This window comes from Phenylobacterium sp. J426, from assembly GCF_024699945.1.
In the GTDB taxonomy this organism is placed as follows: Bacteria; Pseudomonadota; Alphaproteobacteria; order Caulobacterales; family Caulobacteraceae; genus Phenylobacterium.
The window spans coordinates 2,308,653-2,332,421 of the sequence record NZ_JAJOMY010000001.1 but is presented as its reverse complement, the minus strand read 5'-3'; the positions used below and the strand labels follow the sequence as shown (position 1 = coordinate 2,332,421).

At 69.3% G+C, this 23,769-nt stretch carries 20 protein-coding genes, 1 other RNA gene and 6 pseudogenes; 22 read left to right on the top strand and 5 right to left on the bottom strand.

Going from position 1 to position 23,769, the window contains the following annotated elements:
* Positions 1 to 115: 115 nt before the first annotated feature.
* Both LRS10_RS12250 and serB read right to left on the bottom strand, forming a co-directional pair.
* Positions 116 to 781, bottom strand: a complete 666-nt coding sequence (locus tag LRS10_RS12250; RefSeq protein WP_257837501.1) for an HAD family phosphatase — start codon at positions 779 to 781, stop codon at positions 116 to 118.
* The gene (gene serB / locus LRS10_RS12245; protein WP_257837500.1) at positions 781 to 1,668 is read right to left on the bottom strand and encodes a phosphoserine phosphatase SerB; all 888 of its coding nucleotides are present in this window, start codon (positions 1,666 to 1,668) and stop codon (positions 781 to 783) included. Before serB ends, LRS10_RS12250 begins: the two co-directional genes overlap by 1 nt.
* Here serB and miaA point away from each other — a divergent pair.
* The 3 genes from miaA to ybaK all read left to right on the top strand — a co-directional run bounded on the left by miaA (position 1,652) and on the right by ybaK (position 5,045).
* The gene (gene miaA, locus LRS10_RS12240) at positions 1,652 to 2,590 is read left to right on the top strand and encodes a tRNA (adenosine(37)-N6)-dimethylallyltransferase MiaA (protein WP_257839151.1); all 939 of its coding nucleotides are present in this window, start codon (positions 1,652 to 1,654) and stop codon (positions 2,588 to 2,590) included. The genes serB and miaA overlap by 17 nt on opposite strands.
* Before the next feature lie 194 nt (positions 2,591 to 2,784).
* Entirely contained in the window at positions 2,785 to 4,575 is a 1,791-nt protein-coding gene (locus tag LRS10_RS12235) for an acetolactate synthase 3 large subunit (protein WP_257837499.1), read from the top strand.
* Positions 4,572 to 5,045 carry a Cys-tRNA(Pro) deacylase gene (gene ybaK, locus LRS10_RS12230; protein WP_257837498.1) on the top strand — a complete coding sequence of 158 codons (474 nt, stop codon included), beginning with the start codon at positions 4,572 to 4,574 and terminating at the stop codon, positions 5,043 to 5,045. Before LRS10_RS12235 ends, ybaK begins: the two co-directional genes overlap by 4 nt.
* Before the next feature lie 10 nt (positions 5,046 to 5,055).
* On the opposite strand, the gene LRS10_RS12225 is transcribed toward ybaK, so the two are convergent.
* Both LRS10_RS12225 and LRS10_RS12220 read right to left on the bottom strand, forming a co-directional pair.
* Positions 5,056 to 5,388 carry a DUF6665 family protein gene (locus tag LRS10_RS12225; RefSeq protein WP_257837497.1) on the bottom strand — a complete coding sequence of 111 codons (333 nt, stop codon included), beginning with the start codon at positions 5,386 to 5,388 and terminating at the stop codon, positions 5,056 to 5,058.
* A 122-nt stretch (positions 5,389 to 5,510) separates the two neighbouring features.
* Positions 5,511 to 6,533: a hypothetical protein gene (locus LRS10_RS12220; RefSeq protein WP_257837496.1), complete on the bottom strand. Its 1,023-nt coding sequence runs from the start codon at positions 6,531 to 6,533 to the stop codon at positions 5,511 to 5,513.
* 345 nt (positions 6,534 to 6,878) lie between these two features.
* Here LRS10_RS12220 and ilvN point away from each other — a divergent pair.
* Positions 6,879 to 7,440: pseudogene (gene ilvN, locus LRS10_RS12215) on the top strand (acetolactate synthase small subunit).
* Positions 7,441 to 7,510: 70 nt separating this feature from the next.
* Positions 7,511 to 8,446 (top strand): hypothetical protein, encoded by a 936-nt coding sequence (locus LRS10_RS12210; protein ID WP_257837495.1) that lies wholly within the window; start codon positions 7,511 to 7,513, stop codon positions 8,444 to 8,446.
* Here LRS10_RS12210 and LRS10_RS12205 read toward each other — a convergent pair.
* A complete protein-coding gene (locus LRS10_RS12205; RefSeq protein ID WP_257837494.1) occupies positions 8,406 to 8,984 on the bottom strand; it encodes a septation protein IspZ in 579 nt (192 codons plus the stop codon). The genes LRS10_RS12210 and LRS10_RS12205 overlap by 41 nt on opposite strands.
* Before the next feature lie 125 nt (positions 8,985 to 9,109).
* On the opposite strand from LRS10_RS12205, the gene ssrA reads away from it, so the two are divergent.
* From ssrA to LRS10_RS12130, 17 genes and pseudogenes are all read left to right on the top strand, one after another.
* Positions 9,110 to 9,473: a transfer-messenger RNA gene (gene ssrA, locus LRS10_RS12200) on the top strand.
* Between the two features lie 152 nt (positions 9,474 to 9,625).
* Positions 9,626 to 10,039: pseudogene (locus LRS10_RS12195) on the top strand (SspB family protein); the annotation flags it as partial.
* Between the two features lie 87 nt (positions 10,040 to 10,126).
* Positions 10,127 to 10,600: a PaaI family thioesterase gene (locus tag LRS10_RS12190; protein ID WP_257839150.1), complete on the top strand. Its 474-nt coding sequence runs from the start codon at positions 10,127 to 10,129 to the stop codon at positions 10,598 to 10,600.
* A 7-nt stretch (positions 10,601 to 10,607) separates the two neighbouring features.
* Positions 10,608 to 11,354, top strand: a complete 747-nt coding sequence (locus tag LRS10_RS12185; RefSeq protein WP_257837493.1) for a C13 family peptidase — start codon at positions 10,608 to 10,610, stop codon at positions 11,352 to 11,354.
* Between the two features lie 92 nt (positions 11,355 to 11,446).
* Positions 11,447 to 13,609 (top strand): serine hydrolase, encoded by a 2,163-nt coding sequence (locus LRS10_RS12180; protein WP_257837492.1) that lies wholly within the window; start codon positions 11,447 to 11,449, stop codon positions 13,607 to 13,609.
* Positions 13,610 to 13,726: 117 nt separating this feature from the next.
* Positions 13,727 to 15,379 (top strand): flagellar basal-body MS-ring/collar protein FliF, encoded by a 1,653-nt coding sequence (fliF, locus tag LRS10_RS12175; RefSeq protein ID WP_257837491.1) that lies wholly within the window; start codon positions 13,727 to 13,729, stop codon positions 15,377 to 15,379.
* 13 nt (positions 15,380 to 15,392) lie between these two features.
* Positions 15,393 to 16,412 (top strand): flagellar motor switch protein FliG, encoded by a 1,020-nt coding sequence (fliG, locus tag LRS10_RS12170; protein WP_257839149.1) that lies wholly within the window; start codon positions 15,393 to 15,395, stop codon positions 16,410 to 16,412.
* Positions 16,412 to 17,056, top strand: coding sequence for a flagellar assembly protein FliH (locus LRS10_RS12165; protein ID WP_257837490.1), 645 nt, complete (start codon positions 16,412 to 16,414; stop codon positions 17,054 to 17,056). The genes fliG and LRS10_RS12165 overlap by 1 nt, the downstream gene beginning before the upstream one ends.
* Positions 17,057 to 17,059: 3 nt before the next feature.
* A complete protein-coding gene (gene fliN, locus LRS10_RS12160; protein WP_257837489.1) occupies positions 17,060 to 17,398 on the top strand; it encodes a flagellar motor switch protein FliN in 339 nt (112 codons plus the stop codon).
* Positions 17,399 to 17,425: 27 nt separating this feature from the next.
* A complete protein-coding gene (locus LRS10_RS12155) occupies positions 17,426 to 18,793 on the top strand; it encodes a sigma-54 dependent transcriptional regulator (protein WP_257837488.1) in 1,368 nt (455 codons plus the stop codon).
* Positions 18,794 to 18,813: 20 nt separating this feature from the next.
* A pseudogene (gene bla / locus LRS10_RS25145) lies at positions 18,814 to 19,669 on the top strand (class A beta-lactamase).
* A complete protein-coding gene (gene flhA, locus LRS10_RS12145) occupies positions 19,669 to 21,762 on the top strand; it encodes a flagellar biosynthesis protein FlhA (RefSeq protein ID WP_257837486.1) in 2,094 nt (697 codons plus the stop codon). Before bla ends, flhA begins: the two are co-directional and overlap by 1 nt.
* A gap of 79 nt (positions 21,763 to 21,841) precedes the next feature.
* The gene (locus LRS10_RS12140; protein WP_257837485.1) at positions 21,842 to 22,207 is read left to right on the top strand and encodes a DUF4282 domain-containing protein; all 366 of its coding nucleotides are present in this window, start codon (positions 21,842 to 21,844) and stop codon (positions 22,205 to 22,207) included.
* Between the two features lie 498 nt (positions 22,208 to 22,705).
* A pseudogene (locus LRS10_RS12135) lies at positions 22,706 to 23,167 on the top strand (hypothetical protein); the annotation flags it as partial.
* Between the two features lie 62 nt (positions 23,168 to 23,229).
* Positions 23,230 to 23,403, top strand: a pseudogene (locus LRS10_RS25140) (calcium-binding protein); the annotation flags it as partial.
* Positions 23,404 to 23,450: 47 nt separating this feature from the next.
* A pseudogene (locus tag LRS10_RS25135) lies at positions 23,451 to 23,504 on the top strand (hypothetical protein); the annotation flags it as partial.
* Between the two features lie 39 nt (positions 23,505 to 23,543).
* On the top strand, positions 23,544 to 23,702 hold the full coding sequence (locus LRS10_RS12130; protein WP_257837484.1) for a hypothetical protein: 159 nt from the start codon (positions 23,544 to 23,546) through the stop codon (positions 23,700 to 23,702).
* Positions 23,703 to 23,769: the final 67 nt, after the last annotated feature.

Here is a 23,769-nt window from a genome sequence, read left to right as displayed (position 1 = left end):
AGCGTGGATTACGCGCGTAATTCAGCTTACCGCAAGTGAGGTCGCTCCGCTCCAAGCCGGCGACCTACGACTTCACGGCTCCCCCTCGCCACCCCGAGGGGGAGCCGCCTTTCGCTCAGCCCTGCGCCGCCAGCAGGTCTCGGACCTCATGCAGGTCGCGGGCGATCCGGAGGCAGAGCGTCTCCATCTCCTCGGTCGGGTCCAGCATGTCGGGAACCATGATGGTCATCATGCCGGCGGACGAGGCCGAGCGTACGCCGTTGTGGCTGTCCTCCAGGGCCAGGCAATCGGCCGGGTCCACGCCGAGGGCGTCGGCCGCCTTCAGGAACGGTTCCGGATGCGGCTTGCCGCGCGTCTGGACGTCGCGGGTGATCAGGGCGTGGAAGCGGTCGACCAGGCTATGGGGCCCAAGGCTCAGCTGCACGCTCTGCAGGCTGGACGAGGTGGCGATCGCCCGCGGAAGGCCGGCTTGGTCGAGAAGGTCCAGGATCTCCAGCACGCCTTCCTTCAGCGCAATGCCCGCGGCCAGTTCGGCGCGGAAGTGACGGCTCACCTCCGCCGACCAGCCCGCGAGATCGAAATCCTCGCCGAAGTGCTCCAGCAGGATCAGGTCGCTGGCGGCGTGCTGCAGACCCACCATCCGCTGAAAGGTCGTCAACGGCAGTTCGCGCGCGATGCTGTCCGCCGTGCGCTGCATGGCGCGATAGATCACCGTCTCGGTGTCGATCAGCAGGCCGTCCATGTCGAACACGACGGCTTTCACGGCGCGCGGGAAGGCCATCAGTCGGTCACGAATTCGTCCGCGCGGTAGCCCTGGAAATAGAGCAGAGCGGTCAGGTCCGAGTGATCCACCTTGGCGTCCGCCTGCGCGGCGACGATCGGCTTGGCGCGATAGGCGACGCCCAGGCCCGCCGCCTCGATCATCGCCAGGTCGTTGGCCCCGTCGCCGATCGCCAGGGTCTCCGAGAGCGGGACGCCGAGGGCGGCAGCCTCCTCATTGAGCGCCGCAAGCTTGGCCTCGCGCCCCAGGATGGGCTCTCCGACGAGGCCGGTCAGCAAGCCCTCGCCTTCCAGCAACGTATTCGCGCGGTCGGCATGGAAGCCCGCGGCTTCGGCCACCCGGCCGGTGAAGAAGGTGAAGCCGCCGGAGACCAGCACGCAACGCGCATCGTTGGCGGCCATGGTCCGAACCAGGGTCCGCGCGCCGGGATTCAGCCGGACCCGTTCGTCATAGGCCTGCTGGAGCGCCGTGGTCGACAGACCCTTCAGCATGCCGACCCGCTCCCGCAGGGCGCCCTCGAACTCAAGTTCGCCACGCATGGCGCGCTCGGTGATCGCGGCGATCTCGGCCTTCTTGCCGGCGTAGTCGGCGAGCTCGTCCAGGCACTCGACATTGATGATGGTTGAGTCCATGTCGGCCACGAGCAGGCGCTTGCGGCGCCCCGTTGTGGGTTGGACGCACCAGTCGAAGGGTGCGGCGGCAAACGAGACAGCCAGGGCTTTGCGCACCGTCTCCAGGCTGGCAGCCTCGAAGACAAGGTCGGAGGCCTGCGGCGAGAGCATGACGGAGTCGAGGATGTCGACGTCGAGCGTGGCGAAGGCGTCGGCGTAGCCGATCGAGAGGGACCCGGCCTGAGCCGGCGTGACGGTTGTGAGGACGAGCTCCATTGAGCCCCGCATCTGGCTGATCGCCGGCCCCACGGCAAGCGGCAAGTCGGCGCTCGCGCTGCGGCTGGCGGAAACCGTCGGCGCGGAGATCGTCAACGCCGACAGCATGCAACTCTACGCCGGGCTGCGGGTGATCACGGCCGGGCCGAGCCCGGAGGAGACGGCGCGCGCGCCGCACCACCTGTTCGGGACGGTCGATCCGGCCGACGGGTGGTCAGTCGGCCGCTGGCTGCGGGCGGCGACCGAGGTCGTGGCCGACATCGCCGCGCGCGGCCGCCCCGCGGTGGTCGTCGGCGGCACGGGCCTCTATTTCCGGGCGCTGACGCAGGGTCTGGCGGAAATCCCCGAGGTGCCGCCCGAGGTCCGCGCCGCCGCCGCCGCCGACTTCGACCGGATGGGCGAAGAGGCCTTCCGCGCTCGGCTGAGCGGCGCCGACCCCGCCGCGGCCGCGCGGATCGCGCCCGGCGACCGGCAACGGCTTTGCCGGGCCTGGGAGGTGTTCGCCGCCACGGGCGCTGCGCTTACCGATCTGCAGCGGACCGGCGAAGCCGCCATCTCCCACTGGAGCCCCGTCGCCTTGGAGCCGCCGCGGGAGACGCTCTACGTCCGCTGCGATGCGCGGCTGCACGCCATGATCCACGCCGGGGCTCTGGACGAAGTGCGGGCGCTGATGGCCCGCGACCTCGACCCTGCCCTGCCCGCCATGAAGGCCGTGGGCGTGCGCGAACTCGCCGCCCACCTGCGCGGCGAAGCCTCGCTCGACGACGCCATCACCGCCGCCCAGCAGGAGACCCGCCGCTACGCCAAGCGCCAGATGACCTGGATGCGCGGCCAGATGTCGGGCTGGCCCCGCCTCATGGAAACCGATCCGGAGCTACAGTGGAGGCAGTTTCTTGCGCTGGACCCGGCCTTGACGGTCTGATCCCGGCATGTCATTTCCCTGACCACTCCCTGCAGGGTCGTTACATGCGCAACATTCTTGTAATCACCGGGCGGCCGACAACGGACTGACGATAGGCGTCAGCACCGACCGGTCGCTCGTTCCCAGGCCCTCACGGGCCTTTTTTATTGCCCTCAAGCCCGTCCGCATCCGAGCCCTCTCCGAAAGAGTCTCCCATGACCGCCCACCAGACGATCGAAGCTGAAGTCGACATCATCTCCGGAGCCGAGATGGTGGTGCGCGCCCTCATCGATCAGGGCGTGGACGTGCTGTTCGGCTACCCCGGCGGGGCGGTGTTGCCGATCTACGATGCGCTCTTCAACGAACCCAGGCTGAAGCACGTCCTGGTCCGCCACGAGCAGGGGGCGACCCACGCGGCCGAAGGCTATGCGCGTTCCACCGGCAAGCCCGGCGTGGTGTTGGTCACCTCCGGCCCCGGCGCGACGAACGCCGTCACCGGCATCGTCGACGCGCTGATGGACTCCATCCCGATGGTGGTCATCACCGGCCAGGTCGCGACCCACCTGATCGGCACCGACGCCTTCCAGGAGTGCGACACCATCGGCATCACCCGGCCCTGCACCAAGCACAACTACCTGGTGAAGTCGGTCGAGGACCTGCCCCGGATCATCCACGAGGCGTTCCACATCGCCACCTCAGGCCGGCCGGGCCCGGTGGTCATCGACATCCCGAAGGACGTCCAGTTCGGCAAGGCCGCCTATCACGGTCCGGCCGAGGTGACCCACGCCCACAACTACGCCCCGCGCACCAAGGCCGAGCCGTCGAAGATCGCCGAGGCCGTGGCGATGATCGCCCGCGCCCGCAAGCCGATCCTCTACACCGGCGGCGGCGTCATCAACGCCGGGCCCAAGGCCGCCCGGCTTCTCCGCGAATTCGCCGAACTGACCGGCGCGCCTGTCACCTCGACCCTGATGGGGCTGGGCGCCTTCCCGGCGTCGGATCCGAAGTGGCTGGGCATGGTCGGCATGCACGGCAGCTTCGAGAGCAACAACGCCATGCACGACTGCGACGTGATGGTGGCGATCGGCGCGCGCTTCGACGACCGCGTGACCGGCCGCCTCGACGCGTTCGCGCCCACCTCGCAGAAGATCCACATCGACATCGACCCGTCCTCCATCGGCAAGAACGTCCGCGCCGACGTCGGCCTCGTCGGCGACGCCGCCAGCGTGCTGGAAGACATGATCGCCGCCTGGAAAGCCCGCAACCTCGCCACCGACAAGGCCGCGATGAAGAGCTGGTGGGCCGAGATCGAAGGCTGGCGCGCGCGCAACTCGTTCGGCTTCCGGCCCGACGCCAAGCTGATCAAGCCGCAGCACGCCATCCAGCGGCTCTACGAACTGACCAAGGACCGCGACACCTACATCACCACCGAGGTCGGCCAGCACCAGATGTGGGCCGCCCAGTTCTACCGCTTCGAGGAGCCGAACCGCTGGATGACCTCGGGCGGGCTGGGCACCATGGGCTACGGTCTGCCGGCGGCGGTGGGCGTGCAGATGGCGCACCCGGACGCGCTGGTCATCGACATCGGCGGCGACGCCAGCGTGCAGATGACCATGCAGGAGATCTCGACGGCGGTGCAGTACGACCTGCCGATCAAGATCTTCATCCTGAACAACGAGTGGATGGGCATGGTCCGCCAGTGGCAGCAGTTGCTGCACGGCGAGCGCTATTCGCACTCCTACTCCTCGTCCCTGCCCGACTTCGTGAAGCTGGCCGAGGCGTACGGCGGCGTCGGCCTGAGGGCCGAGCATCCTGACGAACTGGACGACAAGATCCTCGAGATGATCAACGTGCGGAAGCCGGTGATCTTCGACTGCCGCGTGACGAAGGAAGAGAACTGCTTCCCCATGATCCCGTCGGGCAAGGCCCACAACGAGATGATCATGGCCGAGGAGGCCCGCGACCTGGGTTCCATCATCGACGACGCCGGCAAGCGCCTGGTGTGAGCCGGACGACCCCAGCCACGCTCGCGCTGACCCGCGCGGGCGTGGCCTTCGAGCTTGCGACCTACGACTATGACCCGAACGCCGAGCGCGTCGGGCTGCAGGCGGCCGAGGCCCTGGCCGTTGCGCCCGACGAAGTGCTGAAGACGCTGATGGTGCTGGTCGACGGCAGGCCGGCCTGCGTCGTGCTGGCGTCCGACCGCGAGGTCTCCATGAAGAAGCTCGCCGCGGCCCTTGGCGGCAAGGCCGCCGAAATGATGAAGCCCGCCGACGCCGAGCGGGTCACCGGCTACAAGGTCGGCGGCGTCAGCCCCTTCGGCCAGAAGAAGCGCGTGCGCACGGTGCTGGACGCTGCGGCGCTGAAGAAGTCGCAGGTGTTCGTCAACGGCGGTCAGCGCGGCCTGCAGGCCAGGCTCGCGCCCGCCGACCTCCTTCGTTTGCTGGACGCGACCGTCACCGACGTTTCGGCCTGACGCTCATGGGCTAGTGCGCCGCGCCGATCCGGGCGGTGACCTCGGGCGGGATGCCGTAGCGTCGGACGAGTTCATCGTGGTCGGCGCAATCGCAGGCCTCGTGCTGCACGAACAGGCTCCAGACGGCGTCCGCGGCGTGCTCCAGCAGCCGACTTCGAAGGTCAGGATCGTGCCGTCCCTCCGCGTCGTGCCGCCGCAACGCGGCCAAGGCCGCTTCGACGCGGTCCTCGTTGCGTTTGAGGCCGGTGTCGAGCTCTTCGAGCAGTTTGAACCTCAGGACCGCCTCGCCGCTGTCGACGTGCGGAGGATCGGCGAGGTGCTGAGGCATCCGGAGCGGGGACATGCCGCCTCCTTTGGCTCTCGGGTCTGACCCTGTTGGTCACCGGGCGATCGTACCACGCCTGGCGGGCCGGAGTCGGTGCTCGCGCCGATTTGAGCGCACGGCCAAGAGGGTCCGGCGGGGGGTCACCCCTCGCCGAACGCCTCCGCCACGTCTTCCTCCACGGGCCAGAACCGGTAGCCGCGGCCGACGTCCTCGCGCAGCAGCCGGTCGAGCTGCCAGCCCGAGCGGCCGACGTGGACGCCCATGAGCGCGAGGTCGCAGGCGATCTCGTCGCGCACCGGCTCCGGCACCACTGCGTTGTCGGCGAGGCGCGCCTCGTCCAGCCGCCAGCCGAACACGTGGTCGCGGCTGATCTCGACGATGGCGCCCGGCGGCCCCTCCCACTCGTAGAAGGCCGACCAGCCGGAGGCCGCGTGCGGCGTCCGGTCCGCCAGGCAGTTCCGATACCGGCGCGCCGCCTCGCGGATCGCAGCCTTGCTGGAAAGCGGACGCAGCCGGCCCGCGCCCGGATGCGGCGGAGCCGCCGGCTCGGGCGTCAGGTCGTCGCGAACCAACTCGAACAGCGACTTGGCAGAGCCCACACGCGCCCAGGCGGAGGCCGCGGCCTCCGCCGCGTTGCGGCCGTCGCGGAAGGCCAGCGCGTCATAGGCCTCGCGCAGCACCGCGATCGCCTCGGGCGTCAGGTCGCGGGCCAGCCGCACCGCCTGCTCCATCGGCTCGGGTAGGCCGGCCAGGCGGCGGACCAGGCTCACGTCCACCAGCTCGGCGTGGCGCAGCACCTTGGCGGGCGCCGGCCGATCCAGCAGTCTCAGGAGCAGCCGGTAGGCGTCGGCGTCCAGCGCGATCTCGCCCATTCGGCCCAGCAGCCGCTCCAGTCCGGCCGGAGGCTGCGGCAGCAAGGCCTGGATCGCATGCCGCAGGCGTGCGCCCATGACGGCGGCCGCCAGCGCCCGGACCTCGGCGCCCACGGCGAACCCCAGGCAAGCCAGGTGCCGCCGCGCGGCGGGCGCGGCCAGGAAGGCGGCGTGGGGCTCGGGCCACACGCGGGCGACGGCGTCGGCGAACTCGCCGGCCACCAGTCGCAAGAGGGAAGTCGGGGCGGCCCTTTTCGGAACCGGAGCGGCGCCCGTCAGCGGAATGAACATTGGAAGCTCCCGGAGGTCTCAAGCGGACCTCCTTCCAGGAGCGTCCGCGGTCAGGCGGTGGGGGGATCAGAGTGATCAGTGCGCCCGGATCCGAACCGACGCGCACGGCAGCGTCCGACGCACCGGCCCAGGGGCGGGTGCGGGTTTCGCTGGCCATGAGGTTGCACGTCGTCATTCGGTGACTCTCGTCTGAGAACGGCGTTCGTCTCTCACGATCCGATGACGGCGGGCAAGGCGAAGGTTGCGGCGCGCACGCATTGGTTAAGCCCCTGTGGCGCGGAGGCCACGCCGGTTGCGGCCGACGGCGTCCTGTGACACCTCGTCTCCACCGAAGGAGCCCGACCGATGTCCGACGCCCAAGCCGCTTCCGCGCCCGCCTCCGTTTACGACCTCGCTCACGAGGAGGCGCCGGAGAGCCTGGCGACCTTCGCGGTGCTGGTGGACAACGAACCGGGGGTGCTGCACCGCGTGGTCGGGCTGTTCGCCGCGCGCGGGCTACAACATCGAGAGCCTGACCGTCGCGGAGACCGATCGGAAGGCCCACACCAGCCGGATCACGATCGTCACCCGCGGCACGCCGCAGGTGCTGGCCCAGATCGAGGCGCAGCTGCAGAAGATGGTGTCGACCCGCCACGTCCAGGACGTTACGCGGGACCCGAACGGCCTGGAGCGCGAGCTGGCGCTGGTGAAGGTCAAGGGGACCGGCGTCGATCGAGTGGAGGCGCTGCGCGTGTCCGACATCTTCCGCGCCAAGGTGATCGACACCACGCACGAGAGCTTCGTCTTCGAGCTGACCGGCGCGCCGTCCAAGATCGACAAGTTCGTCGACCTCATGCGTCCACTCGGCCTGGTGGAAGTTTCCCGCACGGGCGTGCTGTCGATCTCGCGCGGGGTTGACGTCTTCTGAGGCCCCTTCAGGGGAACACCTGGAGGCGATAGTCTCTTCTCTCCGGGGGGCGGAGCAGGAGAGAGCCCGCTTGCCCGCGATCCATCGCATCATCACCGGGATGCTCGTGCTGGCCTTCGCGACGCCGGCCGACGCCCAGTTCTTTCGCCGCCGGGTCATCGAGATCGGCCCGCCGAAGGACACGCCTCCGTACGAGGCCGAGGTGTGGCCCTTCCCGCCGCCCGACCCGAAGAGCTGGTGGGACGAGAAGTGGCCCAAGGCCGGCGAGGAAGCCGACCCCTTCGGCGGGCGGCGCGTCCGCCGCGGCGAGCGGCTGCCGAGCATCGACAACGGCGTCGACGCCTCCACCTATCGCCTCTGGGGGCTGATGCCGCTGCAGTGGCAACTGCTGCGGGGTGACGAGATGATCCTGGAGGTGTGGACCCGGCCCACCGCAACAGTCCGTCAAACGGTGACGCGGGTGTCGGTGCGCGGCGACGACCGCGTGTTCGTCCAGGGCCGGGCCGGATTGGCGTGCTGCGAGGCCGGCATCGGCCGCCGCCTGGGCTTCGACCGCGAGTTGCCCGCTGGCTCGGCCGACCGCTTCCATAGCCTGCGCAACCACTGGGTCTGGAAGTCACCGCGTGACGTGCGGGTGGCCGAGGCAGGCGCGGCGGAGGCCGTCTGCGTGGAGGGCGTGGCCTACGACATGACCCTGCTGACCGCGCAGGGCGCGCGCACCGTGCGCCGCGCCTGCGACCTGGCGGAGGTGGGCGAAGGCTCCGAGGTGCTGGAGGCGGTGATTGGGGCGAGCCTCGGGCAGGATCCCCGCTACGACCTGATCTTCCGCGGCGGCGCCGACTTCAGCGCCGCCCGGACGGCCTATCGCCAGCTCATCGAAAGCGGCGGCCAGTTGAAGCCGGACACCCAGTCCCGGTTCCGGCCGCCGGGTCAGGAACCACAACCGGAGCCGGAACCCGACCCAGTCACTCGGCCGGCAGCGCCCGCAGGCGCGCCTCGGCCATGAGCTTGGCGCGCACCACCGCGCGCACGGTCGTGAACTGGATGGCGAAGAGCACCAGCTTGGACCCGATCGGGAAGGTGGCCTTGTAGAGCGGCCATGCTTCCGGGAAGCGAAGCGCGAAGGCCAGATTGGCCGCTGCGGACACCAGCATGAGCCCCGCCCAGACATAGCCGAAGGCGATCATCAGCCGCTCGCCGTAGCCGGCGGCGATCGGCGGCAGGTAGCGCAGCATCCAGCCCCGCTTCAGCATGACCGCGGCGATCACGAGGTAGACGAGCGTCGGCTTCGCCATCAGGAAACGCGGGTCATCCGTGAACAGCGCCGCCGTGCCGAAGAGCAGCACCAGGGCCAGGCTGGCCCACTGCAGAAGCGCCACCGGCTTGCCCAGCGCCAGCCAGAGCCCCGCGTGCGCGAGGCCGAAGGCGATGGCGATGAGGGTCGCGGATCGCGCGTCGACACCGACGATCAGCAGCAGGGCGAACAGCAGGCTTGACCCGAGGTCGTTGGCCAGCGGGCGGAAAGCGTAGGCGAGCTCGCGCATCTAAAGGCTCCATCAAATCGATGGTGAAGGCTAGCCAACGCGGTCGCCGCCCCGCCAACCCGCCTGCGAAGGCCCGGCGCGCGTTCGCGAATGGAAGCTGTCGATCCGCGCTTCGTGAACGGCGGGTCCTTTGAATCCGGCCCGAGCTCGCCTATATTCGAAGGCGTCGGGTTCGCCCGACTATGGGGATAAACGCGCGCGTAATAAGCGGACTGGACCCGGGTGCGATTCCCGGCGGCTCCACCAAATCTTCCTCCGGGTTATCGCCGGGCAAGTGCGGGGCCGATCAGCATCGACAGACGTCTAAAGGCGTTGCTTTCTCTCGGCCTGACCCACCGTTCCGGGTCTTAAACTAAATGCGAACGATAACTTCGCTGAGGAAGTCCGCCTGGCCGCGTAATGCGGTTCGGTAGTCATCCGACCTAAGTCCTAGGGGTTCAGATCCCTAGGCGGGGCCCGGGAGGCGCCTGGCAACAGAAGCCTCCCACCTATCCGGGCCCGCCCAGCGGAGGCGCCCACCCCGTCGGTCCCCCCTTCAACATCATGACGATTCCGGCGATGTGTGGCCGCCTCGCGCCTTGCTTCGGCGCCGCGGGACGTTACCTTTGACACAACGAGTTTCCCCCGCGTTCGGAGATGGCATGGCCCAGGAGCCGCCGGCCCAGGATCTGATGAATTACGAGGCCCTGGCGCAGGACGCGCTGCGGGGTGTCGTCAAGGCTGCGCTGAAGCGCGCCGCCGCGCCCGGTGGTCTGCCCGGCGCCCACCACTTCTACATCACGTTCAAGACCGACGCGGCCGGCGTCTCGGGTCCGGTGGACCTCCTGTCCAAGTACCCGGACGAGATGACGATCGTCCTGCAGCACCAGTACTGGGACCTGGCCCCTGGCGAGACGTTCTTCTCGGTCACGCTGCAGTTCGGCGGGCAACCCAAGCGGCTCAGCATCCCCTACGCTGCAGTGACCCGCTTCTACGATCCATCGGTTCAATTCCTGCTCCAGTTCGAGCCGCCGCCGGCCGCGCCCGCCGACACCAAGGCGATCTCGGCGCCGGCCGAGCCGCCTTCCGAACCGCCCCCCCGTCCGAGGGGGAAGGCGAGACCAAGATCGTCTCGCTCGATCAGTTCCGGAAGAAATAGCCAGATGGCCGATTCCGCCGCCGCCAACGCGCCAGAAGCGCTGACCGACGAGGCCATCCTCCAGCGCTTCCTGCGTTCGAAGAATCAGCCGACGGGCTCCCAGACCCTCGGCTTCCGCATGGTGGCGGTGAGCCAGGCCGAGAAGTCGGTCGAGGTGGAGTTCGACGCCAAGGCCGAACTGCTGCTCAATCCGATGAAGCAGATCCAGGGCGGCTACCTCTGCGCCATGCTGGACGAGGCGATGAGCGTGGCCTGCATGGTGGCCTCCGGCATGACGGCGGTCGCGCCGACGCTGGAGATGAAAACCAGCTTCTTCCGGCCAGGCATGCCCGGCAAGATCCGCGGGGTCGGCAGGGTTGTGAAGTGGGGCCGGCAGGTCGCCTTCACCGAGGGCGAGCTCTTCGATCCCGAAGGCCGCCTGTTGGCCAAGGCCACTGGAACGGCGATCCCGACGCCGTTCGCCAACTACAAGAAGTAAGCCTGCGATGCCGACCCGCCTGATCATCGCGATCACGGGTCTGCTGCTGATGCTTTCGGGCGCGCCGGCCAGGGCGGGCGCATTCGGCGACTGGACAGCCGTCATCGTGGCCGGCGATTGGCGCGGCTCCGGCGGCGGGGCCACCGAGGCGTTCGACAACGCCCGTCGCGACGTGGCCCAGGCCTTGACCCGGGTGGGTTTCCAGCCGGGCAACCTGCGTCAGTTCTCCACCCGCCCCGAACGCTATCGCGACACCGCACCGGCCAAGGCCGAGCTCGAGCAAATTTACGGCGCGCTCGAGGCGCTCGCACCCAAGGCCACCGGCGGCTGCCTGTTCTACATCACCACCCACGGCACGCCGCAGGGCGCGGTGGTGGACAAGCACATCCTCGCCCCCGGCGTTCTGGCGGCGATGCTCGATCGCACCTGCGGAAAGCGGCCTACCGTCGTCGTGGTGTCGGCCTGCTTCTCGGGCGTCTTCGTGCCTCAGCTCGCCGGACCCAACCGCATGGTGCTGACCGCCGCGCGCCCCGACCGCACGTCCTTCGGCTGCGGGGAAACGGACAAGTACCCCTATTTCGACGACTGCTTCCTCTCGACCATCGGGCAGAGTGCGCATTTCCAGGCCTTGGCGACGGCGACACGGGAGTGCGTGCGGCGGCGGGAGATCGCCGAAAAGGTCAGTCCGCCGTCCGAGCCGCAGGTGTTCGTGGGGCCCGAGCTTCGGCCGGTGCTCCCGCTCTACGCGTTCTGATCCCCGGCAAGATCGCCACGGCCCCGCTTTGAGGGACTCATGTTCGGTCCTACAACCTGAGGCGGGTGGGGCAGGAGCTTGGGGCGGTTGCGATGCGAACCGGATTGAAAGCCGCCGTGGCGGTGCTCACGGTCCTGGTGTCCTCGCCGGCCTGGGCGCAGGAGCCGCCGGCTCAGCCTCCGCCGCCGGCCGCCGCCGTCGCGCTTCCGGATGCCCCCATCCCCTACGCCCAGGTCCGGCCTCAGCGCCCTGCCGCGAAGGCCCGCCCCGCGCCGGCCGCGAGCACCGCGGCCGCTGTGGGTCCCGCGACCGCCGGCGCGCCCGCCTTCGCCCCGTCGGCGCCGACGCTTGTCAGCGGCGCGCGCCTTGCCTCGAACCAGCCGATCCCCGCCGCCGAACTGGCGGCCTTCGTCGACGGTTGGGTGACGCAGGCCATGGCTCGGGAGCATGTGGCCGGCGCCGCCGTCTCGGTCGTCCAGGGTGGACAGGTGACGCTGAAGAAGGGCTACGGGTTCGCCGACCTGGATCCGCGCAAGCCCGTCGACCCGGACCGGACGCTGTTCCGCATCGGCTCCATCTCCAAGACCTTCACCTGGATCCTGGCGATGAACGAGGTCGAGAAGGGGCGGATGGACCTGAACCGACCGATCAACGGCTACCTGCCGGAACGGGTTCGGATCCGGGACGAAGGCTACCGCCGCGACGTCACGCTCCGCCACCTCATGGCGCACACGCCGGGCTTCGAGGACCGCGCGCTCGGCCAGCTGTTCGAACGCGACGCCGGACGCGTCCGCCCGCTCGACCTCTACCTGCGCCAGGAGCGCCCGAAGCGTGTTCGAGCCGCCGGCGTGCTTTCCAGCTATTCGAACTATGGCGTGGGCTTGGCCGGCCTCGCCGTCGCGAACCTGAACGGCCGACCTTTCGAGGATCTGGTCGAGACCGAAATCACCGGCCCATTGGGCATGAGCCGCACCACCTTCCGCGAGCCGCGGCCCGAGCGGCGCGGCCTGCCCAGTCCGATGCCCGCGGCCCTTCGCGCCGACACCGCGGTCGGCTACCGCTGGGGCCGCGACGGGTACGAGGCCCGGCCGTACGAGTACGTCGGCCAGATCGCGCCGGCCGGTTCGGCGTCGTCCACGGCTGGCGACATGGCGCGCTACATGCTCGCCCTGCTGGGGAATGGGTCTTGGAACGGCGTGACCGTCTATGGCCCGACCGCGGCGCGCGCGTTCCGCCAGCCGATCCAGGCGACGGCTCCAGGCCTCAACGGCTGGGCCCACGGCTTCATCGTCTACGACATGCCGGGGGGCCGCCGCGGCTACGGCCACGACGGAGCGACGCTGTCGTTTCACTCCAGCCTGGTGGTGATCCCGGAACTCGACCTGGGTGTCTTCATCACCACCAACAGCGAGGAAGGCCAAAGGCTGAGCGGGCGCTTCGCCGAGGCGGTGGTGCGTGAGTTCTATTCCCCGCCCGTTGTCTTTCCGCGCGCAGGTTCGCGCGACCTGATCGACGCCGCCTCCAATTACGAAGGCTACTACATGACCACCCGCCGCACTCATGGCGGGCTGGAAGGCTTCGTCGGCCTGCTGATGGGGGGCGTCCCCGTCCGGGTCACCCCGGAAGGGCGGCTCCTGACCGGCGCCGGCGAGGACGCCCGCTTGTGGGTTCCTGACGGCCCGGCCTCCGACGGCCGGTTCATCGCCGCCGACGGTGACCGGCGGATCGCCTTCCGGATGAAGAACGGCCGCGCCACCGGTTTCCAAGACGGCTTCAACGCCGACCGCAAGGAGCGCGCGGCGTTCTGGATGCGCCCCGTGGTGCTTGGCGGGCTGGCTGCGCTGACCGGGTTCGCCGCGGTGGCCACCTTGATGGGCGTCTTCCTGCGCAATCGCCGCGACGTGCGGGAGAACCAGATCCAGGCGCGCGCGGCTCTTGCCCAGAACATACAGGCGGGGCTGTGGCTGGCGGGGTTTGGGCTGGTCGGTGCGTTCGGTGCCCGGGCCGCCGACCAGGCCGCGGTGTTCTACGAATGGCCTGGGCCGCTGCTGGTCACCGCCTCGGCCTGCGCCCTGGTCGCCGCTGCGCTGACGCTGATCACCCTCGCCGTGCTGCCGGCGGTCTGGCAGGGCGGCCGGCGGGTGGACTCGTGGAGCACCCTGCGAAAGCTCTTGTTCACGATCACCGTCGCCATCTACCTGGCGTTCACGGTCGTGCTGGCCCTGTGGGGCCTCCTCGCCCCCTGGAGCGCCTGATCCGACGGCCGTTCCTTAAGGCCGCGTTTACCAACCACTGGGTAAATCCTGCCTAGCTGAGGGCGGGTTCTGCATGCCGCGCCGCCTTCCGCGAGTTTGGGGGAAGGGACGCCCGCGTTGAACCAGTTGCTCGCGGCAATCCAGAGGTTCGGGATCGGCCGTCTGGCGGCGATCCTCGGCATCGGCGCCGGCGTTGCGGCGGTGCTCCTGGCGCTGACCATGAACCTCGGCGAACCCAAGGCCCTGCTCTATTCCAACCTCGACCTCAAGGAAGCGGGCTCCATCACCCAGGCCCTCGACCAGGCGGGGGTGAAGTACGAGGTGAAGGGCGACGGCTCGACGATCATGGTCGGGCGCGATCGCGTCGCTTCCACCCGGCTGATGCTGTCGTCGAAAGGCCTGCCCACCGCAGGCTCCGTTGGCTACGAGATCTTCGACGAGGCCAATTCCCTGGGCCAGACCGACTTCGTCCAGCAGTTGAACCGCCAGCGCGCGCTCGAAGGCGAGCTGGCCCGCACCATCCGCGGCCTGGAAGGCATCACCTCGGCCCGCGTCCACCTGGTGCTGCCCAAGCGTCAGCTGTTCGAGGAAGCCGCCGAGCAGCCCTCCGCGTCGGTCAATATCGGCGTGGGCGGCCGCGAGCCCACGGCGGAACAGGTCCGCGCCATGCAGAATCTGGTGGCCGGGGCCGTGCCAAACATGCGTCCCGACCGCGTCACCGTCGTCGACCAGCACGCCAAGACCCTGTCCGGCGGCGAGACCGGGATGGCCGCCGAGGCCGACGGGCGGAAGTCGGAGGTGGAAAGCCGGATCGCGAAGCAGGTGAAGGGCCTGGTGGAGGGCATCGTCGGGCCCGGCAAGGCGCGGGTGAACGTCACCGCCGACCTGGAGCTGGCCCGCGTCACCGTCCAGCAAGAAACTTTCGATCCCGATGGACAGGTGATCCGCTCGGAATCGACCACCGACGAGAACAGCCGCGAGAACCAGGAGGACGGCGCCGGCCAGACCTCCGTCGCCGCAAACATCCCCGGCGCCGCGGCCCTGGGCGGCGGTGGCGCAACCGGCTCTCAGAGCGGCCGGCAGGAATCGACCACCAACTACGAGATCTCGAAGACCACGCGCACCGAGGTGCAGGAGCCCGGCCAGGTGAAGCGGCTGTCCGTCGCGGTCGCCGTCGACGGCGCCACCGCGGCTGGCGCCGACGGCAAGCCGGGGGAATACACCCCCCGCACGGCCGAGGAGATGCAGCGGATCGAACAGCTGGTGCGCACCGCCGTCGGCTTCAACCAGGAGCGCGGCGACCAGGTGAGCGTCATCAACGTCCGTTTTCCGGCCCCTGCCGACACCGGCGGCGTCGAGGCCGCCAATCCCCTGATGGGCTTCGACAAGAACGACATCATGCGCGCCGCCGAGATCGCCGTGACGGCCCTGGTCGGCATCCTGATGCTGCTGTTCGTCGCGCGGCCGCTGTTGAAGGCCGCCACGGGCGGCGGCGGCGGTGGCGGCGCGCCGATGGCGATGCTGGGCGGACCGCAGGTGACGCGCATCGTCACGACCCCTGACGGCCAGCAGCTGCAGATCCCCGCCGGCATGGATGGTCAGCTCGCCCTGCCGGGTCCCGCCAACAGCGAACTCGAGGCCAAGATCGACATCGCCCGCATCGAGGGCCAGGTGAAGGCCAGCTCGGTGAAGCGCGTCTCGGAATTCGTCGAGAAGCATCCGGAGGAGTCGGTCTCGATCCTCCGCGCTTGGCTGCACGAGACGACGTGACGCCATGATCCGGATGAAAGGCAAGGGCGTCGCCGATCCCTCGAAGCTGACCGGGCCGGAGAAGGCCGCGGTGGTGCTGTTGGCGCTCGGCGAGGAGCACGCCCACGTCTGGCAGCAACTGGACGAGGACGAGATCAAGGAGATCTCCCAGGCCATGGCCAGCCTGGGCACGGTTCACTCGGGCGTCGTCGAGGACCTGCTGGTCGAGTTCGTCTCGGGCATGTCGTCGACTGGGGCGATCATGGGCTCCTTCGAGCAGACCCAGCGGCTGCTGGCTTCGATCATGCCGCAGGACAAGGTCGACCAGCTCATGGAGGAGATCCGTGGGCCCGCCGGCCGGACCATGTGGGACAAGCTCGGCAACGTGAACGAGGCCGTGCTCGCCAACTATCTGAAGAACGAGTACCCGCAGACCGTCGCGGTCGTCCTTTCCAAGATCAAGTCCGAGCACGCCGCGAGGGTGCTGGCCGCCCTGCCCGAGGACTTCGCGCTCGAGTGCGTCATGCGGATGCTGCGCATGGAGCCCGTCCAGCGCGAGATCCTCGACAAGATCGAGCAGACGCTGCGGACCGAGTTCATGTCGAATCTGGCGCGCACCTCCAAGCGCGACAGCCACGAGATGATGGCGGACATCTTCAACGCCTTCGACCGTCAGACCGAGGCCCGCTTCATCACCGCCCTCGAGGAGCGCAACCGCGAGGCGGCCGAGCGAATCCGCGCCCTGATGTTCGTGTTTGAGGACCTCTCGAAGCTCGATCCCGGGGGCGTCCAGACCCTGCTGCGCTCAGTGGAGAAGGACCAGCTGGCCCTCGCGCTCAAGGGCGCCTCGGACGCGCTGCGGGAGATGTTCTTCTCGAACATGTCGGAACGCGCCGCCAAGATCATGCGCGAGGACATGGAGACGATGGGTCCCGTCCGCCTGCGTGACGTCGACCAGGCCCAGATGGCCATCGTGCAGGTCGCCAAGGACCTGGCGAACAAGGGCGAGATCATGCTGGCCGGCGCCGGCGGCGACGACGAGCTGGTGTACTGATGACCAGCCTCGAGAAGTTCACCTTCGACACCGAGTTCGACGCCGGCGGCGGCGTGGCCTTCCAGGCGCCGCGCCCGAAGCGGACCTTCACTGCCGACGAGGCCGAGCAGTTGCGCCAGCAGGCCTACGCCGAGGGCCAGGCCCAGGCGATGGCGAGCATCGCAGCCCAACAGGCCCAGGCCTTGTCCGTGATCGCGGCCGCCTGCGCCCAGGCGCTGCCGAAGCTGGCGGAAGTGGCGCACGAGCACCGCACCGGCTCGGCCGTGCTGGCGCTGGCCTGCGCGCGCGGGATCGCCGATGCGGCCCTGGAGCGTTTCCCCGAAGCGCCTGTGCAGGCCGCGCTGGCCGCCCTCGCCCGCGAAATCGAGGCCCAGCCCCGGCTGGTCGTGACCGCCGAGCCCCAGCTCTGCGAAGCCGTGCAGGGCGTGCTCGACGACACCGCCCGTGCGGTGGGCTTCGAAGGCGCGATCGTCGTCAAGGCCGAGCCAGGCTTCGGCCGACACGCCTTCACCCTCGACTTCGGCGACGGCGCCGCGACCTTCGACCCGGCCCAGGCCGCGCTTCGGGTGACGGAAGCCCTCGAGGCCGCACTGGCCTCCGAGGGTCTGCACGCCGAGCCCCTCATTCCCGGCAGCGAGAGCTAAGCCATGTCCGAAGACGATCTGAAGCTCGACGAGTTCGGTCCCGAGGAAGGCGGGCTGCCCGACACGGGCGGCTTCGACGAGGACAAGAGCGCCGGCGATCTCGCCCCGGTCTTCGATGTCCCGGTCAGCATCTCGGCGGTGCTGGGGCGTTCGACCCTCTCGGTCGCCCAGCTGCTGCAGCTCGGCCAAGGCAGCGTCCTCGAGCTCGACCGCAAGGTGGGCGAAGCCATCGACATCTATGTGAACAACCGCCTGGTGGCGCGCGGCGAAGTCGTGATCGTCGACGAGCGCCTGGGCGTGACCATGACGGAAATCATCAAGGACGGCGACGCCCAGGCCTGAGGCCCGGCGTCCTGAAGGAGTATCCCGATGCGGCTTCTGGTCGTCGGAAAACTGAGCGGACAGCTCTCCACCGCCGTGAAGATGGCGATGAGCGCAGGCGCCAAGGTGAGCCATGTGGAGACGATCCTGGCCGCCACCCATGCCCTGCGCGCCGGCCAGGGCGCCGACCTCCTGATGGTCGACTACGAGCTCGACATCGCCGGCCTGATCGAGGCCAACGAGGCCGAGCGCATCCGGGTGCCGGTGGTGGCCTGCGGCGTCGCCGCGGACCCGAAGCGCGCCGCCGATGCGATCCGCGCGGGGGCCAAGGAATTCATCCCGCTGCCGCCCGAGGCGGAGCTGATCGCGGCGGTGCTGTCGGCGGTTTCCGACGACAACCGCCCAATGGTGGTCCGGGACCCGGCGATGCAGCAGGTCATCGGCCTGGCCGATCAGGTCGCGGGCTCCGACGCCTCGATCCTGATCACCGGGGAAAGCGGCTCGGGCAAGGAGGTCATCGCCCGATACGTGCATCAGAAGTCGCGGCGCGCCGCCAAGCCGTTCATCTCGGTGAACTGCGCAGCCATCCCCGAGAACCTGCTCGAGAGCGAACTCTTCGGACATGAGAAGGGCGCGTTCACCGGCGCCCTCGCGCGCCGCATCGGCAAGTTCGAGGAAGCCAACGGCGGGACCCTGCTGCTGGACGAAATCTCGGAGATGGACGCGCGGCTGCAGGCCAAGCTGCTGCGGGCGCTGCAGGAACGCGAGATCGACCGGGTCGGCGGCTCGAAGCCGGTGAAGGTCGACATCCGCATCCTCGCCACCTCGAACCGCGACCTTGCCCAGGCGGTGAAGGAAGGGGTCTTCCGCGAGGACCTGCTCTACCGGCTGAACGTCGTGAACCTGCGGTTGCCGCCGCTGCGCGAGCGTCCGGGCGACGTGGTGGCGCTCGCCGAGTTCTTCGTGAAGAAGTACGCCGCCGCCAACGGGATGCCCGAGAAGCCGCTTTCGGCGGAGGCCAAGCGCCGGCTCGCCGCCCATCGCTGGCCGGGCAACGTGCGCGAGCTGGAGAACGCCATCCACCGCGCCGTTCTTCTGTCGAGCGGTCCCGAGGTCGACGAGACCGCCATCCGCCTGCCCGACGGCCAGCCGCTGGCGCCGGCCGATCCGCACGCGCGGGCCGCCCAGGCCGCCTCCTTCGCGGCCGAGAGCGCCCAACGCTCCTTCGTCGGCCAAACGGTCGCCGAGATGGAGCAGCAGCTGATCCTCGACACCCTGGAGCACTGCCTGGGCAACCGGACCCATGCGGCCAACATCCTGGGCATCTCGATCCGCACCCTGCGCAACAAGCTGAAGGAATACACCGAAGCCGGCGTTTCGGTGCCGGCCCCGCAGATGGGCGCGAGCGCCGCGTGAGCGGCGGCGGGCCCCCGCTCATGCCCCGGCGGGCCGCGCTCGCCGGCGGCGCGGCTGTCGTCCTGGGCGGCGCCGCGCCTGCGCCCCTGTTCGCCTCGCCCGAGTTCGCCGGGCTCGAACGCCGGCTGGAGGGCGGTCGGCTCGGCGTCTACGCCACCAACGGCAAGGCGGCTCTGGCGCATCGCGCCGATGAACGCTTCCCCATGGCCTCGACCTTCAAGACGCTGCTCGCCGCCTGCGTGCTCGCCCACGTCGATGCGGGCCGGGAACGCCTGGACCGCATGATCCCCTACGGTCCCGCTGATCTCGTCGAGCACGCCCCTGTCACCGGCGCCCATGTCGAGGACGGACAGCTCAGCGTCGAAACGCTTTGCAAGGCCATCGTCGAGGTCAGCGACAACCCGGGGGGCCAACCTGCTCCTGAAGACGATCGGCGGCCCGCAGGCGCTGACCGCCTGGCTTCGCCGGACCGGCGACGGGATCACGCGCCTAGATCGCTACGAGCTGGAGCTGAACGAGGCCCTGCCCGGCGATCCGCGCGACACCACAACGCCGCGCGCCATGGCGCAGACCTACGGGCGGCTGTTCGACGGCAAGGTGCTGAGCCAGGCTTCCCGCCGACGTCTCGAGGGCTGGCTCATCGGCGCCTCCACAGGGTTGCAACGGCTACGCAAGGACACGCCGGCCGGCTGGCGCGCAGGTGACAAGACCGGGAACGGCGCCCGCGGCTCATCCAACGACGTCGCGGTGTTCTGGCCGCCCAAGGGTCCGCGAATCTATGTGGCGTCGTATATGACCGGCACCAGCGTCCCGATGGACGTGCGTAACCAGGTCCACGCCGAAATTGGCCGGATCGTCCGTGAAAGGCTGAGTTGATGGCCGACACCGGCGTCTCCGGCAGGCTGGCGAACGCTCCCTCCGCAAAGGAGATGTGGGGCTGGGTGGCGCGCGGCGAGGTGGGCCTGGCGATCGGCATCGTGGGCGTCGTCGTCCTGCTGATCCTGCCGGTGCCGGCGTTCCTGCTGGACGTGCTCCTGGCGCTGTCGATCACCTCCGCGGTGCTGATCCTGATGACGGCGCTGCTGATCAAGAAGCCGCTGGAGTTCAGCGCCTTCCCGACGGTGCTGCTGGTCACCACGCTCTATCGGCTGGGCCTGAACATCGCGTCCACCCGCCTGATCCTCGGCCACGGTCACGAGGGCGCCCATGGCGCGGGGGCAGTCATCGAGACCTTCGGCCGCCTGATGATGGGCGGCAACTTCGTGATCGGGGTGATCGTCTTCGCGATCCTGGTGCTGGTGAACTTCGTCGTCATCACCAAAGGCTCGGGCCGCATCGCCGAGGTGTCCGCCCGCTTCACCCTGGACGCCATGCCGGGCAAGCAGATGGCCATCGACGCCGACCTGTCCGCCGGGCTGATCGACCAGGAAGACGCAAAGAAGCGCCGCAAGGAGCTCGAGCAGGAAAGCACCTTCTTCGGGGCCATGGACGGCGCCTCGAAATTCGTCCGCGGCGACGCCATCGCCGGGCTTATCGTCGTCGCCATCAACGTGATCGGCGGCATCCTGATCGGCGTGATGCAGCACAAGGTGCCGCTCTCGCAGGCGGCCTCCAGCTACACCATCATGACCATCGGCGACGGCCTGGTCAGCCAGATCCCCGCCCTGATCATCTCCATAGCCGCTGGCCTACTGGTGTCGAAGGCGGGCGTCGAAGGCGCCGCCGACAAGGCGCTGGTCACCCAGTTGGCCATGAACCCGATCAGCCTGGGCATGGTGGCCGCCTCGGCCGGGATCATCGCGTTCATCCCTGGCATGCCGATCATCCCGTTCGCCCTGGTTTCGATCGGCGCCGGCGCGCTCGCATGGCGGCGATCGCAAAAGGCCGCCGAGCCGCCACCGGTGGAGATCGTCTCCGACCTCCCGGCGGATGAGGAGGAGCCGATCGCCCAGACGCTGGCGATCGACGAGATCAAGATCGAGCTGGGCTACGGCCTGCTGGGGCTCATCAACGACCTCGAGGGCCGCCGCCTGACCGATCAGATCAAGGCGCTGCGCAAGACGCTCGCGGCCGACTTCGGCTTCGTGATGCCTAGCGTGCGGATCCTGGACAACATGCGCCTGCCGTCCCAGGGCTACTCCATCCGTATCAAGGAGATGGAGGCCGGCGGCGGCGAGGTGCGCCTTGGCCAGCTGATGGCGATGGACCCGCGCGGCGGTCAGGTCGAACTGCCCGGCGAGCACGTGAAGGAGCCGGCCTTTGGCCTCCCCGCGACCTGGATCGACGACGGCCTGCGCGAGGAGGCCACCTTCCGGGGCTACACCATCGTCGATCCCGCCACGGTCCTGACGACCCACCTGACCGAGATCCTCAAGGAGAACATGCCGGACCTGCTCTCCTACGCGGAGGTGCAGAAGCTGCTGTCCGACCTGCCGCAGCACCAGAAGAAGCTCGTCGAGGATCTCGTGCCGTCGGTCGTCACGGTCACCACCATTCAGCGGGTGCTGCAGGCCCTGCTGCGGGAGCGCGTCTCGATCCGCGACCTCGGCGCCATCCTCGAGGGCATTGGCGAAGCCGCGCCGCACACCGCCTCGATCACCTTGCTCGTCGAGCAGGTCCGCGCCCGCCTCGGCCGGCAGCTCTGCTACGCCTACCGCAGCGATGACGGCGCCCTGCCCATCATCACCTTGTCGGGCGAGTGGGAGAACGCCTTCGCCGAAGCCCTCGTCGGAGGCGGCGAGGAGAAGCAGCTCGCGCTCGCGCCATCCCGGCTGCAGGACTTCATCCGCGGCGTCCGCGAGAGCTTCGAGCGGGCCGCGCTGGCCGGCGAGTCGCCCGTCCTGCTGACCAGCCCCGCGGTCCGTCCTTACGTCCGCTCGATCATCGAGCGCTTCCGCGGTCAGACGCCGGTGATGAGCCAGAACGAAATCCACCCCCGCGCGCGCCTGCGGACCGTGGGCGCGATCTAGCGCCGCAATCCTCGCCGTTGCAGCCGGCCGCTGGCGCTGATAGCGGTTCGACCCAAGTCAGAAGGTTCTCAGGTTCCGGATGCGCAGACCTCTCGAACGTCCCCAAGGCGCGGGCCCCCAGTTCCTCTGGGACCTGCTCTCCTTCGAGCGGCTGATAACCAACCAGGTGATCCACCTGGTGTACTGGGCCGGTCTAGGCGTCATCTCGATCATGGCCTTCGGCGTGCTGGGCGCGACCGTCGGCGTGGCGATCCGTGAGGGCAGCATCCTGGGCGTCGTCCTGGCGCTCGCGGTGCTGGGCGTCGGCATCCTGGGCGTCGGCGCCGCGGTGCTGCTGTGGCGCTCGTTCTGCGAGTTCTACGTCGCCATCTTCAAGATCAGCGAAGACCTGGCTGTGCTTCGCCGCGACGTCGAGGAAGAGCGCGGCCGCCAGGGCCGGGCCTGAACCTCAAGACGTGAACGTTGGCTACGCCTGAGCCTGCTCGGGCGCCTGGCGCGCGTTTCGTCGCACCCCCCATAAGCCTTGCCGCCGCCGCCCTAGGGCGACCCACTCTGACGCCTCGGCGCTACGGCCACGCTGAACGCGGATAACCTCAAACGCGCCGCATTCTCGCCTCGCGGCGCACGGCACCAGTACGCCCGGGAACGGCAACGGGGGCGTCACCCAAGCCTGTCACCGCACGCGCGAGCTTACGACCCTGGCCGGGGCCGGAAGACGACGACCTGCGCGCACGGCGACGGCTTCGGGACTCCAAGTCAGGGACGATCAGCATGAGCCTTGGAAACTACGCGGACCTGCTCCGCGCGCTGGGTCAGAACGAGGTCCGGCAACAACTACAGCTTCGTCAGCAGCGTCGGCTATCTAGGCCGGTTCCAGTTCAGCGAGGAGGCCCTGCAGGCCATCGGCTTCTACCACGGTGACGGCACCCACGCGCTGGACTTCGTGGGCGGCTGGACCGCCAAGGCCCACAGCCTGGGCGTCTGGGACAAGGCGAGCTTCCTGGCGAACCCGGCGGCTCAGGACGCCGCCCAGAACGCCTGGTTCCAGCAGGTATGGCAGGACGCCACCGCACTCGGCCTCCCCGGCTATATCGGCCAATGGGTGGCCGGCGTGCAGGTCAGCGCCTCCGGGCTGCTCGCCGGCGCGCACCTGGTGGGCGTCTGGAACCTGAAGTCCTGGCTGGAAAGCGGCGGGGCCATCGACACCCGCGACCCCTACGGCACCCCTGTGTCGCAGTACGTCGGCAAGTTCGGCGGTTACGACACGCCCTTCTCCGGCGTCTCCAGCGGCGTGTCCAGCAGCGCTCAAACGCCCGTCCAGACCAGCGCCGCCGGCCAGGTCCTCGTCGGCGGCGACGGCGTCGATCACCTTTATGGCGGCCCCGGCGCCGACACGATCTCTGGCGGCGGAGGGGGAGAACCTGCTGCGCGGGGGGCGCCGGCGACGACAGCCTTCAGGGCGGCTGGGGCTTCGACGACCTGCACGGCAACACCGGCAACGACACCATCTACGGCGGCGGCGGCGATGACTGGGTTGTCGGGGGCCAGGACAATGACCTGCTCTTCGGCGAGGACGGCGCCGACGTGGTGCTCGGCAACCTCGGTGCGGATACGGTGAACGGCGGCGCGGGCGACGATGTGGTGCGTGGCGGCCAAGGTGACGACAGCATCTCCGGGGGGCCGGCAACGACTGGCTCTCAGGCGACCGCGGCTCCGACACGATCTCGGGCGGCGCCGGCGCGGACACGTTCCACCTCTTCGAAGGCTCGAACACCGATCTGGTGCTGGACTTCAATTACTGGGAAGGCGATCGCGTCGACGTCCAGGGCCACTACTGGCTCAGCCAGACCGATCAGGGCGTGGCCATCGACGTGGCCGACGGTCGGATGATCCTTCAGGGCGTGCAGCTGTCCTCGCTGCCGGACGGCTGGATCTTCTAGCGCGCGCTGGCGGAAGCGGGGCCCGCTTCCGCCGCCTGGCGCGCTCCAGGTTCGAGATAAGCCTCTT

Coding starts and splice junctions, on each gene's coding strand:
- LRS10_RS12250 (WP_257837501.1), bottom strand. CDS start 781: ATGGCCTTCCCGCGCGCCGTGAAAGCCGTCGTGTTCGACATGGACGGC.
- serB (WP_257837500.1), bottom strand. CDS start 1,668: ATGGAGCTCGTCCTCACAACCGTCACGCCGGCTCAGGCCGGGTCCCTC.
- LRS10_RS12235 (WP_257837499.1), top strand. CDS start 2,785: ATGACCGCCCACCAGACGATCGAAGCTGAAGTCGACATCATCTCCGGA.
- LRS10_RS12225 (WP_257837497.1), bottom strand. CDS start 5,388: ATGTCCCCGCTCCGGATGCCTCAGCACCTCGCCGATCCTCCGCACGTC.
- LRS10_RS12220 (WP_257837496.1), bottom strand. CDS start 6,533: ATGTTCATTCCGCTGACGGGCGCCGCTCCGGTTCCGAAAAGGGCCGCC.
- LRS10_RS12205 (WP_257837494.1), bottom strand. CDS start 8,984: ATGCGCGAGCTCGCCTACGCTTTCCGCCCGCTGGCCAACGACCTCGGG.
- LRS10_RS12190 (WP_257839150.1), top strand. CDS start 10,127: ATGGCCGATTCCGCCGCCGCCAACGCGCCAGAAGCGCTGACCGACGAG.
- LRS10_RS12185 (WP_257837493.1), top strand. CDS start 10,608: ATGCCGACCCGCCTGATCATCGCGATCACGGGTCTGCTGCTGATGCTT.
- LRS10_RS12180 (WP_257837492.1), top strand. CDS start 11,447: ATGCGAACCGGATTGAAAGCCGCCGTGGCGGTGCTCACGGTCCTGGTG.
- fliG (WP_257839149.1), top strand. CDS start 15,393: ATGAAAGGCAAGGGCGTCGCCGATCCCTCGAAGCTGACCGGGCCGGAG.
- LRS10_RS12165 (WP_257837490.1), top strand. CDS start 16,412: ATGACCAGCCTCGAGAAGTTCACCTTCGACACCGAGTTCGACGCCGGC.
- fliN (WP_257837489.1), top strand. CDS start 17,060: ATGTCCGAAGACGATCTGAAGCTCGACGAGTTCGGTCCCGAGGAAGGC.
- LRS10_RS12155 (WP_257837488.1), top strand. CDS start 17,426: ATGCGGCTTCTGGTCGTCGGAAAACTGAGCGGACAGCTCTCCACCGCC.
- flhA (WP_257837486.1), top strand. CDS start 19,669: ATGGCCGACACCGGCGTCTCCGGCAGGCTGGCGAACGCTCCCTCCGCA.
- LRS10_RS12140 (WP_257837485.1), top strand. CDS start 21,842: ATGCGCAGACCTCTCGAACGTCCCCAAGGCGCGGGCCCCCAGTTCCTC.